Below are 15,052 nucleotides of genomic sequence, written 5' to 3'. Positions count from 1 at the left end.
ACGGCGCGGGCGCAGGGCATTCCCGCATTCGGCGCCGATTTCCCGGACATTAGACCAGGCGCGGGCCGGTCAACCAGAGGCAATCGGCCAGATTTCGTGCCAGCCGCCGCGCAAACCACTGCCCCATGACAAAAAAAACGCAGCCCGTGGCGGGGCTGCGGTCATCAGTCTTTCCGTGACGGGTGTGGCGCCGCGTCAGCCGACGTGGAACAGCGTGGAAAACAGCTTGGGGTCCAGGCTCTGGGCCTCGAACAGGCTGCCTTCTGTCAGAACCGACACCGCGTCATGCGAATGCAGGCTTTCCTGATGGCTGGCCACCACGCGATAGTCGCCGATGCGCGGATCGTCCTGGCAGCCCTGCGCAAACAACCGCGCCGCGTCTTCGACAAAGATCGGATTGGCGGCGTTCAACTCGGCAAAGGCCTGCTCGTCCTCGCGCTTGACCATGACCTGAGTTTCGGTCGGCACCACGCGGCGGCACATGTCGATCAGGTCTTCGAACCACAGGCACTTGCCCGGCAGCAATTCCGCGGAAATCCGCGCGACCGAGCGCTGCGAATGCGGCGTCGCCAGCTGGCCGCGCGTACGCCGGGCATGTTCGGACAGCTCCAGCGAACAAGGACAGGTGGACGAATAGACATAATCAAGATGCATGACCTTTCGGCGCTGGCCCGCCACTTCGACCAGTTCCAGCGCAATGTCGTAATACTGGTACCCGGACAGGCCCGAGCGCAGCGAAGTCACCTTCATCGGGAAGGAAAAGCGCATGTTGATGCGCGCGTCGAAACTTTCGAGATCGGCCTTGTAGTCATCAAGCGCCGCCTCGATCACCTCGAAGCTGAAGGTCTTGTCCGCATGGGCATAAAAGGACCGCATGATGCGGCTCATGTTGATGCCCTTCTTGTCGGCCTCAAGACTGACGGTGCCGGTCACGCTGGTTTCCAGCGTCAGATCGCCGTTGTCGCGGGTGTGGAACTGCAAAGGCAGGCGGAAATTCGAAATGCCGACGTGCTGGATGGCGCGGTTCGCCCCCTTGATCAGCGAGGACGGACCGTTTTGCAGATCGGGCAGCGTGTCCTTGTAGGCGGCGTCGACCGAGAAATCCTTGGGATAGGCCCGGCGCAGCACCGGGTAGGCCTGCGGCACGTCCTGAACCAAACCGGCAAGGTCGGCATCCAGCACACCAAGCTCGGCCGGCGCGGCGCCATCCGCAAAGCGGCGCAGCAGGTCAAGCGCCTGCCTGACCTCGTCGCGGCTGGGTTTGCGGTCTATTTCCGGAATATGCACGTTCATGGGGAGCTCCCCTTACCCGAAGTCGTTCAGTTAACAGATAGGAACTGCGATCGCCAATTTCCATCTTCTGACAAGTATACGCCCTTTACGACCCTCCGGATCAATTATTCCGAAAGCAGCGGGTCAGACCGCCTCAAGCGCCGTCAGGATATCGTCGACCAGGTCCTGCACATCCTCAAGCCCGACCGAAAGCCTCACCAGTCCCGACGTGATACCCAGCATGTCCTTTTGGTCCTGCGGCAGGCGCTGGTGGGTCGTCGTGGCGGGATGCGTCGCGATGGATTTGGCATCGGCAAAGTTGTTCGAGATCACAATGGTTTGAAGCGCGTTCAGAAAGCGGAAACAGGCCTCTTTGCCACCCTTGACGTCAAAGGCCAGCACGGTGCCGCCGGATTCGGCCTGCCGGCAGGCCAGCGCGTGCTGCGGATGGTCCTTGTGGGTGGGATAGCGCACGGCGTTCAGCTTGGGGTGGCCGGACAGCGTTTCGGCCAAGTGCAGCGCCCCGGCGGCCTGTGCACGAACGCGCAGCTCCATGGTTTCGATCGCCTTGAGGTGCGTCCATGCGGTAAAGGGGTTCATCGCCCCGCCGGTGTGCTTCATGTAAGACTCGATCGGGCCGCGGATCAGATCGCGCGCGCCGCAGATCACCCCGCCCAGCATCCGCCCCTGCCCGTCCACGTGTTTCGTGGTCGAGACGATGGCCAGATCAGCGCCGCAGGCGCGGGCATAGGAAAACACCGGGGTCGCCATGGCATCATCGACCAGCACCAGCGCGCCGACCGCATGGGCGGCCTTGCAGACATGCGCCAGGTCGATCACCTCGAGCGTCGGGTTCGAGATCGATTCAAGAAACACCAGCCGCGTATCGGGCCGCAGCGCCGCATCCCAGGCCGCGTTGTCGGTGCCGTCGATCAAGGTCACCTCGACGCCAAAGCGTGCAAGGATGTCTTCGAGCACGTACAGGCAGGACCCGAACAGCGCCCGCGAGGCGACAACATGGTCGCCTGCCTTCAGCAGCGACATCAGCGCGCCATTGACCGCCGCCATTCCGGACGCGCAGGCAAAGGCATCTTCATAGCCCAGATAGCCGCTGATGCGGTCCTCGAACATGCGCATGGTCGGGTTGCCATAGCGGGCATAGATGAATTCGTCAGGCCCGGCTTTGACAAAGCGCGCCTCGGCCTGTTCGGCGGTGTCATAGACAAAGCCCTGCGTCATGTAGACCGCTTCGGAAACCTCGTTCCACTGGCTGCGGCGGGTGCCGCCATGCACCAGTCTGGTGCGCTTGCCGGCTGTCCGTTTTTCCTGTTCGCTCATGTCCGTCGTCCTCCGGGCGCCATGGCCCAATAAAAAAGCCCCGTTCGCGGTCAAAGCGAAAGGAGCCCTTCGTCTGACCTCTTTAGCGGCATGTTTAACGTGGCCCGCAATCCGGTAACAAATCGCCACGGCCATGGCTTTAAGGGTGTTGCGCGGTGAAATCAAGCGCGTCACGCAGCGGTAACAAAAGCTTCACGATGCCGTTGCAGCCTGTGTCCAGGATCGGGCCGAACAACGGTGAGTGACACAGATGCCCCAGTTGAGGATCACGGCAGACAGGATCGGGCTGCGCCTGCACGGCGCCACCGCGCCGCTTGTCCCGGCACTGCGCCGGGCGTTGGCGGCCGATGCGGGGCCGGTCACGGTGATGGTGCATGGCTACAAATACCTGCCGGGCGATCCGCAGCACTGCCCCTATACCGGCATCCTGTCGCACAAGCCCCAGGGCCAGGGCGCGCGCGTAGTCAGCTGGCCGCGCCACCTGGGCCTGCGCGGGCAGCGCGGCGAAGGGCTGGGCATCAGTTTCGGCTGGGATGCGCGCGGCTCGGTCTGGCGCGCCTGGCGGCGGGCCGAGGGCGCAGGCGACCAGCTGGCAGGGCTGATCGCCCAGCTGCGCAAGCTGGCGCCGGGGCGCGCCATCCATATCGTCGCGCATTCCATGGGCGCGCGGGTCGCGCTGCGTGCGATCCACCAGGGCCAGCCCGGCGCGGTGCGCTGCGCCATCCTGCTGGCCGCAGCAGAGTTCGAACAGACCGCCGCCCGGGCCATCGACGCCGCCGGCCCGGACACCCAGGTGCTGAACGTCACCAGCCGCGAAAACGATGTCTTCGATTTCTTGCTGGAACGGCTGGTGCCGGCGCCGCAGCGCGGGGCGCGGATGCTGGGCAACGGCAGGCTGGACCGGCGCAACCTGGTCACGCTGCAGCTGGACGATCCGGCCAGCCTGGACGCCCTGCGCCGGGCCGGATTCCCCATCGCCCAGCCCATGCGCCGGGTGTGCCACTGGTCGCCCTATCTGCGCCCCGGGGTCTTTCCGCTGTATCGGTCGCTGCTGCGCGGACAGGTCGATCTGGTCCGGCTGCGCGCTCTGCTGCCAGGCCAGGCCAGCCCGCGTTGGTCGCGCCTTGCCCCCGCCCTGCCCCAAATCGGCAAGCTGCCCGGATTTCGCCCGGCAAGGCGCGGATTCGGGCAGATTTGACCCCATGCGCCCATTCACCCTGTTGCGTTTACATGCCCCAGCGGCACATCATTGAAAAAAACACGCATAAGGGCAGAAAACACCATGGAATCGTTCCTGTTGGAAGCATCGGTCTTTCTGGCCGCAGCCGTGATCGCGGTGCCGATCGCGTCCCGGCTGGGGCTTGGGTCGGTTCTGGGGTACCTGATGGCCGGGCTGATCATCGGCCCCGGGCTGGGGCTTGTGGACGATCCCGAAGACCTGCGCCATTTCGCCGAATTCGGCGTCGTCATGATGCTGTTCCTGATCGGCCTCGAGCTGGAGCCGCGCGCCCTGTGGGACATGCGCCACCGGCTAATCGGATTGGGCGGGCTGCAACTGGTGCTGACCGGGCTGGCCGTCTTCATCGCCTGTTCGATGCTGGGCATGCTCTGGCAGACGTCGCTGGCGGTCGGGATGATCCTGGCGCTGTCCTCGACCGCCATCGTGCTGCAAACCCTGTCGGAAAAGGGGCTGATGCAGACCTCGGGCGGGCGGGCGACTTTTTCGGTGCTGCTGACACAGGACATCGCGGTGATCCCGATGCTGGTCATCCTGCCGCTGCTGGCCACCGTCTCGCCGATCTCGCTGAACCCTGACGGATCGATCAAGCGGGTCGTCCAGGAAGACGCGCATCACGCCATGTCGCTGGTCGACGGTCTGCCCGGCTGGGGCGTGGCGCTGGTGACGCTGGGCGCCATCGCCGCCATCATCCTTGGCGGCGTTTTTGGCGCGCGCCCGCTGTTTCGCTATATCCATTCCGCCCGCCTGCCGGAAATGTTCACCGCCGTGGCGTTGCTGATCGTCGTCGGCATCGGCGCGCTGATGATGCTGGTCGGCCTTTCGCCCGCGCTTGGCACCTTTCTGGCTGGCGTCGTTCTGGCCAACTCTGAATTCCGGCACGAACTGGAATCCGACATCGAACCCTTCAAGGGCCTTCTGCTGGGCCTGTTCTTCATCACCGTCGGCGCCGGGATCGACATCGAAGGCCTGCTCAAGGAACCGGTCACGATCGTCGGGCTGGCGCTTGGGGTCATCTTGCTCAAAGGCAGCGTGCTGTACGTGCTGGGCCGGTCCTTCCGGCTCAAGGGCCGGGCGCGCTGGCTGTTCACCCTTGGCCTGGCGCAGGCCGGCGAATTCGGCTTTGTCCTGATTTCCTTCGGTCTGCAACAAGAGGTGCTGACAGGCCGGCTGGCAGACCGCCTGCTGCTGATCGTCGCCCTGTCGATGCTGATCACCCCGCTGCTGTTCCTGCTGTTCGACTGGGTCGAAAAGCGGCTCGAACAGCCGGGCGAGGCCCAGGAAGACGACGAGATCGACGAACAGGGCACCGTGATCATCGCCGGGATCGGGCGCTTTGGCCAATTGGTCTATCGCCTGCTGCAAAGCACCGGTCACAAGGCCGTGGTGATCGACCGCGACATGCAGACGATCCAGTTGATGCGCCAACTCGGCTACAAGGGCTTCTTCGGTGACCCGACCCGCCCCGAACTGCTGCACGCCGCCGGCATCGACAGCGCGCGCGTGCTGATGGTGGCGCTGGATGACCCCAAGCAGGTGAACCGCCTCGTCTCCTATGCCCGTCGCATCCGGCCCGACCTGCACATCGTCGCCCGCGCCCGCGACCGCACCCATGTCTACCAGCTGTACCAGGCAGGCGCCGATGACATCGTACGCGAAGTCTTCGACAGTGCCCTGCGCGCCGGGCGCTACGTGCTGGAAAACATCGGGATGAGCGAATACGAAGCCGCCATCGCCCAGGAAACCTTCTTTCACCAGGATCGCAAAAACATCCGCGAACTGGCCACGCTCTGGGATCCGTCCAAAACCGCCGCCGAAAACCCGGCTTACATGGCCCGTGCGCAGGAACTGGAAAAGGAACTGGAACGCAAGCTCTTCGACACGCTCGAACTGCGTGCCAAGCAGGACAGCGACGCGGCCTGACGCACGGGTTTCCAATTGCCCCAAATATCCCGGGGAGCGCGAGGGGCAGCGCCCCTCGTTCCTGCCCACAAGACCAACGCGACGGACAGGAAGGCGTCAGACAACGAAAAAGAGGGCCGCACCCTTCGGCACGGCCCTTCCATACCCCGATCAATCAGGCTCAGGCGGCGCGCAGGTCCAGCACGTCACCCACCTGCTTGGCAGCAGCCACCTCGTCGCCGCCGGCAACGGCGGCCACTTCGCGGGTCAGACGCTCCAGCGCCGCTTCGTAAAGCTGACGCTCGGAATAGCTCTGCTCGCGCTGGTCATCGGCGCGGTGCAGGTCGCGCACGACCTCGGCAATGGCGATCAGATCGCCCGAGTTGATCTTCTGTTCGTATTCCTGGGCACGGCGCGACCACATGGCCCGCTTGACCTTGGCCTTGCCCTTGAGGGTGCGCATCGCCTGATCCACCACGTCCTGAGAGCTGAGCGAGCGCATGCCCACCTCGGTTGCCTTATGTGTCGGCACCCGCAGGGTCATCTTGTCTTTCTCAAAGGAAATCACGAACAGCTCCAACTGGATGCCGGCGATTTCCTGCTCTTCGATGTTCACGATCTGGCCGACGCCATGCGCCGGATAGACCACGTAATCGTTCGGACGGAATTCGGATTTCTTGGCTTTACTCATTTAAGTCGCTTCCTCGCAACTGTGCACAGGCGACAAAAAGAGCGCCCGGAAACCTTGCAGGTTCCGTTCACTCGATCGCTTTGATGTCAGATTATGCGCTAAACTGCATTGCAGCCCGGCACCCTGTGCTTTTAGGTTCCATATATGCTGTAATCATACCACAAAAAACGCCCCCGTGATAGCGGTCACGTAGATCAGGTAAAACAGCACATAATCAAAGACTTACAGGCAAAAACACACGAATCGGGTGGGGTTTTCAGGGCCTTCGCCCGAATCGCTCAGCCGCCTTCGCCGGGCTGTTCGGAAAAGTACTTGGTCAGCTTGTCGGTCTCGCCGTCACGCTCTTCTGCCTCGGGCAGCTGGTCTTTCTTGGTGATGATGACAGGCCACAGCTCGGAATACTTGCGGTTGAACTCGACCCATTTGTCCATGTCCGGTTCGGTGTCCGGGCGGATGGCGTCGGCGGGGCATTCGGGTTCGCACACGCCGCAGTCGATGCATTCATCGGGGTGGATCACCAGCATGTTCTCACCCTCATAGAAACAATCCACGGGGCATACTTCGACGCAGTCGGTGTATTTGCAGGCGATGCAGTTGTCGATGACGACGTAGGTCATGGCTGTCTCATCCGTATAGGGCGCGTTGACCCGTTAGCTAGACCACCCGGCAGGATCATTCAAGCGCCTCTCGCCGCGACTTTTCGAACTGTCGGCGATCCTTTTTCGAAGGCCGCCCGCCACCGTCGAAGCCCGGCGCATGGGGCGTGCGCTCTTGCTTTTCAGGCGGTGCGAGATCCTCGTACAGCGCCTGCGCCTCGGGTGCGGGGCCGCGCCTTTCGCCAAAGGCCAGCACCTTGATCACGCGAACGTCATCGTTTTGCGGAAAGGTCACCACGTCGCCGCCGGCCAGCCCATAGGCGGGCTTGGCCACAGGCAGGCCGTTCACCCGGCAATGCCCTGCCCCGACAACCTTGGCCGCCAGCGTGCGCGTCTTGAAGAAACGCGCATGCCACAGCCATTTGTCGATGCGGATCTTGCCGGGCGTTTCAGCCACTTACGACTTGTCCTTGAGCCCCATGAGAGCGGCTGCAAAGGGGTTGTCGGGATCGATCGGCTTTTCCTTGCGGGGCGGGCGCGCCTCAAAGGACTTGGCGCCACCACGGTCAGGTCTGGGCGCACCTTTGCCCTTGGGGCCACCCTTGCCGCGCGGTTTGCCGCCCTGGCCACGGCTCTGGCCCTGACCCTGGCCTTGTCCCTGCCCCTGACGCTGCTGGCCATCGCGCTGCGGACGTCCGCCGCCGCGACGGTTGGCATTGGCGCCGCGGTTGCCGCCCCAGGTAAAGGTGTAGAACACCTCGATCTCGGGGGTTGCGATGGCGGCATCCGCTGCCTCACCCGGAAGCAAATCGCCCGCCGCCGTGTCGGCAACGCCCGGCCCCACTTCGGTTTCGGCCGGAATTTCCGCCGCGACCGGGGCAACGCCTTCGTCCGGGATTGCCGCGACGCCGTCAGGGACATCCGCCGGAGCGTTCTCGGCCACCGCACCGCTGTCCTGGGGCGCCACGTCAGCAACGACGGCATCCACCGGCTTGACCTTTTCGCGTTCGCCTTTTTCGGCCTTGTAGCCAAGTCCGGCCATCAGGTCGGCGAATTGTTCCAGCGTCATGCCGGTGATCGACAGCATGTCGGCCTTTGCCTCGAACCCGCCACGGCTGTCCTCGGTCCGGATCATGTCGGCGAGGCGTTCCAGCATGTCGATGCGGATCGCCCGCGCACCGGCCTTGCGATACCCGGCCAGCGTATAGTGCTGGGCCGGCACCTCTTCGAGGTTGGGCACGGTGACCAACCCGGGGGGCGGGGCTTCGGGGAATTCGTCCAGGCCATTGGCCAGCGACCACAGCACCAGCCGCAGCCGCGTCGGCGCGGGCTTCAGCAGCAAGGGCATGAAGATCGTGTACTGACCAAACCGCACGCCATGCTTGCGCAACGCGCCGCGCGCGTCCTGATCCAGCGATTTGACCTCGTCGGCCACATCGGCGCGCGGGATCACGCCCATGCCCTCGACCAGGCGGAAGGCAAAGCCGCGCGCCAGTCCGGTCAGCGTTTCGTCTTCCTGCATCTTGGTCAGCGGCTCGAACAGCGCGGCGATCTTGCGATCGATAAAATGCTGCAGGCGGCGTTCGACCTTGGCGGCGACATCGGCGCCCGCTTCATCATCGACAAAGGCCACGATGCGCGGCTTGAGGGGGTCATCCCCCTTGGCCAGCTTGCCCACGGCCTGCTGGCCCCACATCAGACCGCCCTGTTCGGTAAAGTCGATCTCGGTATCGGGCGCGTTATAGAAACGGTCCGCCCGCAGATGGAAATGCGGCGCCAGGGCCTGCAAGGACGCCTGTTTCAGCGTCTTGGCCTCCTGGCCCTGTGCGTCCTTGTCCTGACGGAACCGGAACCCTTCGAGTTTCCCGACGAATTCACCTTCGACGGTCACTTCACCTTGATCGTTTACTTCGGCCAAAAGGGCCTCCTTCTGTTTCAACCGGCGAAGCAAGACACTGGTCCGCCGGTCTACAAATCTTTGCGTCAGAGCCGTATGCAATGCATCCGACAGGCTGTCTTCTACAGCGCGGGTTGCCTCGCGCCAATGGGTTTCGTCACGGGTCCAGCCGCGCCTTTGCGCCACATAGGTCCATGTGCGGATATAGGCCAGACGTTTCGACAATGTGTCAATGTCGCCATCCGTCCTGTCGATCCGCTTGACCTGCCGGGCCATGAAATCGTCGGGGACTGTACCAGTTTCGTGCAGATGCTGAAAGATGACCTGCAACAGCCCGGCGTGTTCTGCCGGCGAAATTCCGCGAAAGTCGGGGATGCGGCAGACATCCCACAGCAGTTGCACCGATTTTGGGCTGCTGGCGCGGGCGCGCACCTCGGCCTCGGCGGCCAGGGTGCGCAGGGCGCGCAGGTCGTCCGCCTCGCGGGCTTTCAGCAGGGTGTCGTGGCTGGGGCTTTCATCCAGGCTGCGGTCCAGCGCGTCGATCGAGCCGAAGTTCAGCCGCGGATTGCGCCAGTTGAGTTTCTTGAGCGGCGTGAACTGGTGGTTGCAGATCGCCTCGGCCCAGTCGTCGGGGATCTGGCCGGTGTCGCCGGTGGTGCCAAAGGTGCCGTGGCTCATACCCCTGCCGGCGCGCCCGGCGATCTGCGCCAGCTCGTTCGGCATCAAGGGGCGCATGCGCCGCCCATCGAACTTGGTCAGGCTGCTGAACGCCACGTGGTCGATGTCCAGGTTCAACCCCATGCCGATGGCGTCGGTGGCCACCAGGTAATCAACCTCGCCATTCTGGTACATTTCGACCTGCGCGTTGCGCGTTCTGGGGGAAAGCGCCCCCATGACCACCGCTGCGCCGCCCTTTTGACGCTTTAGCAGTTCGGCAATCGCATAGACATTATCAACTGAAAAGCCGACAATCGCGGACCTTGGGGGCAGCCTGCTTATCTTTTTCGAACCATTATACATCAACTGGCTCATACGCTCGCGGCGCAGGAATTCGACCCCAGGAACCAGTTGGGCAATCGGCCCGCGCATGGTGTCCGAGCCCAGGAACAGCGTTTCGTGCAGCCCGCGCATCCGCATCAGACGGTCGGTAAAGACATGTCCCCGCTCGGGGTCCGCGCAAAGCTGGATTTCATCAATGGCAACGAAATCGGCGCCCATGCCTTCGGGCATGGCCTCGACCGTGCAGACCCAGAATTGCGCGCGCGGCGGCACGATGCGTTCTTCGCCGGTGACCAGCGCCACGACCGACGGTCCGCGCGCGCGGACGATCTTGTCATAGACTTCGCGCGCAAGCAGGCGCAGCGGCAGACCGATCACCCCGGATCGATAGCCCAGCATCCGTTCGATGGCGTAATGCGTCTTGCCTGTATTGGTCGGGCCAAGAATGGCCGCAACCCTTGCGCTGGGGGCCATGGGCCAACTTTCCTGTTTCAGAGCGTGACGCCCCGTACCTCGCGTTCAAGCCGCTTGAGCGCTTCCAGCACATCTTCATCATGCGGCCGGATTTCAAGTACCCGTTCATAGACCTCATAGGCAAGGGCCGCGTGCCCGGTCTGTTCATGCACCGCCCCGACCCCGCGCAGCGCGGCAAAATGATGCGGGTTCAGCGCCAGCACCCGTTCCAGCGCATCCATCGCCGGGCCAAAGGCGTTATCCTGGTAATAGGCCAGCGCCAGCCCGTGCCAGCCTTCGGCAAAATCGGGGGCGTGATCGGTCAGCGCCCGAAAATGCTCGATCGCTTCGTCGATTTTTTCCACCTCAAGCGCGTCATTGCCGCGTTTGAGCAGCAAATCCATCGCCGGAGATCCGGATTTTGACCATTCATCAATGATTTGCCGTTCCAATCGGGCGGCTGCGGTCGCGTCCTCGGCCTGTTGCAGTCGCTGCAACAGATCCTCGGCGCGGCTTTCCGCCGACACGCCTACGGGTAGGGAAATCATGACTAGGGCGGCAAATGCCGCAAGGGTACTTTTGAAGTCCATTTTGCCTGCGCTCATAGTGTGTCACCAGTGTAGCGCCTGTGCGCCGTTTTTCCAGCGCACGATACCGAGAGGAAGACTATGAGCGATACTTTGAACTCCGCCGTCACGGCTCTGAACGAAAAACTGAGCGGCAGCGGCTTTGACGGCACCGCGAAATTCGTTCTGGGCGACGAGGGCAGCCTGATCATCGATTCGGACGGTGCCCGGATCGGCGACGACGACGCCGATGTGACCCTCAGCGCCGATGCGGACACCTTCCAGCAGATCTTCGAAGGTGAAATGAACCCGACGAATGCCTTCATGGCCGGCAAGCTGACCATTGATGGCGATATGGGCGCGGCGATGCGCCTGGCGTCCTTGCTGGGATAAGACCGATGCTGACCACTGCCCCCTTTCACGCCGATCTGGCCGAAGGTCCGGCCCTGTCGCGGGCCTATTGGATCGCCGCCGCCGATGGTATGCGCCTGCGCATTGCCCATTACCCGGCAAGCGAAGGGGCGCAGGGCACGGTGCTGCTGTTTCCGGGCCGCACCGAATACGTCGAAAAATATGGCCGGACCGCTGCCCACCTGGCGGCGGCCGGCTATCACACCATCACCGTCGACTGGCGCGGCCAGGGGCTGGCCGACCGGATGCTGGATGACCCGCGCACCGGGCACGTCCATGTTTTCGAGGATTATCAACGCGATGTCAGCGCCATGCTGCATGCCGTCGCGCTGCTGGACTTGCCGCAACCGATGCATCTGATCGGGCATTCCATGGGCGGCTGCATCGGCTTGCGGGCCGTGATGGACGGGCTGCCGGTGGCGTCGTGCACCTTTACCGGGCCGATGTGGGGCATCCGGATCGCCGATCCGCTGCGCCCCGCGGCCTGGGCCCTGTCCTGGGGCAGCAAGCATTTCGGCCTGTCGCATCACTATGCGCCCGGCACCGGCAATGACAGCTATGTCGCCTCGGCCCCGTTCGAGGACAACATGCTGACCACCGATCCCGAGATGTGGGATTACATGCGCCGGCAGATCCTGGCGCAGCCGGACCTGCAGCTTGGCGGCCCCTCACTGGGCTGGCTTCACGAGGCGCTGAGCGAGACCCGCAGCCTGGCCCGCCGCCCGTCGCCCACCCTGCCCTGCCTGTGCTTCACCGGCACGAACGAACGGATCGTCGACATCCCGCGCATCGAACAGCGCATGGCGCATTGGCCCGGCGGCAAGCTGGTGATGGTGCACAAGGGCGAGCACGAGCTTTTGATGGAGCATGACACCATGCGCCAGGACGTGATGGACCAGATCCTGGGGCTGTTCGAACACAGCGCATCGCGCCGGGCAAAGACCGCCTGAGCTGGAACTGCGGCCAGCCGGCCCTATAGTCTGGCCATGACAGACGCTCTTTTGACCTTTACCGAAGCCGGGATTTACTGTCCCAGGGGCGATTTCTACATAGATCCCTGGCGCCCGGTCGACCGCGCCCTGATCACCCATGGCCATTCCGACCACGCGCGCCCCGGGCATCGCCGCTATCTGGCGACCCATGCGGCGCTGCCGGTGATGCGCCATCGCCTTGGCGCGATCACCGCCGAGGGGATCGCCTATGACGCGCCGCTGGACATCAACGGCGTCACCGTGTCCTTTCACCCCGCCGGGCATATCCCCGGATCGGCGCAGATCCGGGTGGCCCACAAGGGCGAAGTCTGGGTCGTTTCGGGCGATTACAAGACAACTCCAGACAGCCTGTGCGAACCCTTCGAGCCGGTCCGCTGTCAGCATTTCATCACCGAATGCACCTTTGGGCTGCCGGTCTTCAAATGGGCGGCGCAGGACAGCGTCGCACAAGAGATCAACCAGTGGTGGGCCGCGCAGGCGCAGGCCGGCGGCTATGCCCTGTTGGGGGCCTATTCGCTGGGCAAGGCGCAGCGCCTGTTGCGGATGGTCGACCCGCAGATCGGCCCCATCCTGACCCATGGCGCGGTCGAGGCAACCAATGCCGTGCTGCGCGCCCAGGGCTATGCGCTGCCGGACACCCGGCAGGTCACGCCCGACATGGACGTCAAGGCGCTGGCCGGAGCGCTGGTTCTTGCGCCGCCTGCGGCCCTGGGCAGCGCCTGGGCCAAACGGTTCAAGGGCGCGTCCACCGGCTTTGCCAGCGGCTGGATGCGGCTGCGCGGCGTGCGGCGGCGGCGCGGCATGGACCGCGGCTTTGTGGTGTCGGATCATGCCGACTGGGATGGGCTGCTGTGGGCGATCCGACAGACAGGGGCGGAAAACATATATCCGACGCATGGTTACACCGACATCTTCGCGCGCCATCTGGGCAGTCTTGGCTATCAGGCCCGGGTCGTTCCAACCGAATTTGGCGGCGAAGACGGTGCCGCCGACCCCGAGGCAGCCTGACCCATGCATGATTTCGCCCAGCTTTTCCTGCGCCTGGACCAGACGACAAAAACCAAAGCAAAAACAGAGGCTTTGGCCGATTACTTCATCCATGCGGACGATCAGGACAAACTCTGGTGCATCGCGCTGTTTTCCGGACGGCGCCCCAAGCGCGCGGTGACCACCACCCAATTGCGCGAATGGGCGGCCGAGCGCGCCGGATTGGCGCTGTGGCTGCTTGAGGAATGCTATCCCGTGGTTGGCGATCTGGCCGAAACGATCGCCCTTGTCCTGCCCCCCGAGGCGGAAAACACGAACAAGGGATTAACGCATTGGATCAAATATTTACAAAACTTAACGAATGTTGAACCTGAGGAACGAAAGGCGCAAATCCTTGCCGCCTGGGACCAGATGGACAGCACCCAGCGGCTGTTGTTCAACAAGCTGATCACCGGCGGGTTTCGCATCGGGGTCAGCCAGAAACTGATGACCCGCGCCCTGGCCCAGGCCACCGGCCAGGACGAGGCCGGGCTGGCGCTGCGCTTGATGGGCAACTGGACCCCCGAAACCGTCAGCTTTCACAGCCTGATCGAGGCGGACAACCCGCAGGCCGACGAAAGCCGGCCCTATCCGTTCTACCTTGCCCATCCGCTGGACGGTGCGCCGGACGATCTGGGCGCACCCGAAGACTGGCAGGCAGAATGGAAATGGGACGGCATCCGCGGCCAGTTGGTCCTGCGCGGCGGCAACCATCACCTGTGGTCGCGCGGCGAAGAGCTGATCACCGACCGCTTTCCCGAATTCGCGCGCGCCGCCGATTTCCTGCCCCAGGGCACCGTTCTGGACGGCGAGATCGTGACCTGGGACGGCACCCAGCCGATGGGGTTTTCGACGCTGCAACCCCGCATTGGCCGCAAGAACGTTCCGAAAAAGCTGCTCAGGGACGCCCCGGTGACCCTGCTGGCCTATGACCTTCTGGAAGCGCAGGGCCAGGACCTGCGCCCGCTTGCGCTGCACCATCGCCGCAGCGCGCTGGAAACGATGCTGTCTGCCCTGCCGCCCGAGGCGCCGGTGCGGGCCTCGCCGCTGATCGCGTTTGACGACTGGGCCGGGCTTGCCCGGATGCGCGGCGCCTCGCGCGATCACAAGGCCGAAGGCGTGATGCTGAAACGCCGGGCCAGCCCCTATCTGTCGGGCCGCAAAAAGGGGGACTGGTGGAAATGGAAGCTGGACCCGCTGACCGTGGATGCGGTGATGATCTATGCGCAGGCCGGACATGGGCGGCGCGCGGGCCTGTATACCGATTTCACCTTTGCGGTCTGGCAGGGCAACGACCTTGTCCCCTTTACCAAGGCCTATTCCGGCCTGACGGACGCAGAGTTCAACAAGATCAGCGCATGGGTGCGCAAGAACACGCTGCAACGCTTTGGCCCGGTGCGGCAGGTGCGCCCTGAACATGTGTTCGAAATCGCCTTTGAGGGGATCCAGGCCAGTCCGCGGCACAAATCCGGCATTGCCCTGCGGTTTCCTCGGATGGTCCGCTGGCGTCACGACAAACCCGTGTCCGAAGCCAATACTCTGAGCGATCTGCAGGACCTGCTGGCGCTATACGGCTGAAATCCGGGCAAATCCGCACAAGGGATGGAACGTTTCGCGATGCGCCCTGTTAAGACCGGGCAAAGCATGGCTAGTCTGGCCGCAGGTTTCAGGA

At 63.8% G+C, this 15,052-nt stretch carries 13 protein-coding genes and 1 riboswitch; of the genes, 6 read left to right on the top strand and 7 right to left on the bottom strand.

The features are described 5' to 3' along the window. Nucleotides 1-195: 195 nt before the first annotated feature. A complete protein-coding gene (gene folE2 / locus QF118_RS10135) occupies nucleotides 196-1,293 on the bottom strand; it encodes a GTP cyclohydrolase FolE2 (protein ID WP_282298947.1) in 1,098 nt (365 codons plus the stop codon). A gap of 123 nt (nucleotides 1,294-1,416) precedes the next feature. Continuing rightward, nucleotides 1,417-2,610: an aminotransferase class V-fold PLP-dependent enzyme gene (locus QF118_RS10130; RefSeq protein WP_282298946.1), complete on the bottom strand. Its 1,194-nt coding sequence runs from the start codon at nucleotides 2,608-2,610 to the stop codon at nucleotides 1,417-1,419. Between the two features lie 61 nt (nucleotides 2,611-2,671). Then, nucleotides 2,672-2,749, bottom strand: a riboswitch (SAM riboswitch). A 111-nt stretch (nucleotides 2,750-2,860) separates the two neighbouring features. On the opposite strand from QF118_RS10130, the gene QF118_RS10125 reads away from it, so the two are divergent. Together QF118_RS10125 and QF118_RS10120 are read left to right on the top strand one after the other, a co-directional pair. Beyond that, complete coding sequence (locus tag QF118_RS10125) at nucleotides 2,861-3,808, top strand: alpha/beta hydrolase (RefSeq protein WP_282298945.1); 948 nt, start codon at nucleotides 2,861-2,863, stop codon at nucleotides 3,806-3,808. A gap of 84 nt (nucleotides 3,809-3,892) precedes the next feature. After that, a complete protein-coding gene (locus QF118_RS10120; RefSeq protein WP_282298944.1) occupies nucleotides 3,893-5,770 on the top strand; it encodes a monovalent cation:proton antiporter-2 (CPA2) family protein in 1,878 nt (625 codons plus the stop codon). Between the two features lie 160 nt (nucleotides 5,771-5,930). Here the strand turns inward: QF118_RS10120 and QF118_RS10115 are convergent, their stop codons facing one another. The 5 genes from QF118_RS10115 to QF118_RS10095 all read right to left on the bottom strand — a co-directional run bounded on the left by QF118_RS10115 (nucleotide 5,931) and on the right by QF118_RS10095 (nucleotide 10,975). Continuing rightward, nucleotides 5,931-6,440: a CarD family transcriptional regulator gene (locus QF118_RS10115; RefSeq protein ID WP_282298943.1), complete on the bottom strand. Its 510-nt coding sequence runs from the start codon at nucleotides 6,438-6,440 to the stop codon at nucleotides 5,931-5,933. A gap of 278 nt (nucleotides 6,441-6,718) precedes the next feature. Then, nucleotides 6,719-7,057 (bottom strand): ferredoxin FdxA, encoded by a 339-nt coding sequence (gene fdxA, locus QF118_RS10110; RefSeq protein ID WP_282298942.1) that lies wholly within the window; start codon nucleotides 7,055-7,057, stop codon nucleotides 6,719-6,721. 55 nt (nucleotides 7,058-7,112) lie between these two features. Next, the gene (locus QF118_RS10105; RefSeq protein ID WP_282298941.1) at nucleotides 7,113-7,493 is read right to left on the bottom strand and encodes an RNA-binding S4 domain-containing protein; all 381 of its coding nucleotides are present in this window, start codon (nucleotides 7,491-7,493) and stop codon (nucleotides 7,113-7,115) included. Then, nucleotides 7,494-10,406 (bottom strand): helicase-related protein, encoded by a 2,913-nt coding sequence (locus tag QF118_RS10100; RefSeq protein WP_282298940.1) that lies wholly within the window; start codon nucleotides 10,404-10,406, stop codon nucleotides 7,494-7,496. It lies immediately after the preceding gene. 17 nt (nucleotides 10,407-10,423) lie between these two features. Next, entirely contained in the window at nucleotides 10,424-10,975 is a 552-nt protein-coding gene (locus QF118_RS10095) for a tetratricopeptide repeat protein (RefSeq protein WP_282298939.1), read from the bottom strand. Between the two features lie 78 nt (nucleotides 10,976-11,053). Here QF118_RS10095 and QF118_RS10090 point away from each other — a divergent pair, with 78 nt between their 5' ends. The 4 genes from QF118_RS10090 to QF118_RS10075 are packed head-to-tail and all read left to right on the top strand — an operon-like array spanning nucleotide 11,054 to nucleotide 14,958. Further along, nucleotides 11,054-11,344 (top strand): SCP2 sterol-binding domain-containing protein, encoded by a 291-nt coding sequence (locus QF118_RS10090; RefSeq protein ID WP_282298938.1) that lies wholly within the window; start codon nucleotides 11,054-11,056, stop codon nucleotides 11,342-11,344. Nucleotides 11,345-11,349: 5 nt separating this feature from the next. Next, complete coding sequence (locus QF118_RS10085) at nucleotides 11,350-12,312, top strand: alpha/beta fold hydrolase (protein WP_282298937.1); 963 nt, start codon at nucleotides 11,350-11,352, stop codon at nucleotides 12,310-12,312. A gap of 36 nt (nucleotides 12,313-12,348) precedes the next feature. Next, nucleotides 12,349-13,362 carry a ligase-associated DNA damage response exonuclease gene (locus tag QF118_RS10080; RefSeq protein ID WP_282298936.1) on the top strand — a complete coding sequence of 338 codons (1,014 nt, stop codon included), beginning with the start codon at nucleotides 12,349-12,351 and terminating at the stop codon, nucleotides 13,360-13,362. Nucleotides 13,363-13,365: 3 nt separating this feature from the next. Beyond that, nucleotides 13,366-14,958, top strand: coding sequence for an ATP-dependent DNA ligase (locus QF118_RS10075; protein ID WP_282298935.1), 1,593 nt, complete (start codon nucleotides 13,366-13,368; stop codon nucleotides 14,956-14,958). Nucleotides 14,959-15,052 lie beyond the last annotated feature (94 nt).

The sequence above is a fragment of the Tropicibacter oceani genome (assembly GCF_029958925.1).
Classification (GTDB): Bacteria; Pseudomonadota; Alphaproteobacteria; order Rhodobacterales; family Rhodobacteraceae; genus Pacificoceanicola; species Pacificoceanicola oceani.
Note: the sequence above shows the minus strand (reverse complement) of the source record. Positions and strands in the feature narration are given on the sequence as shown.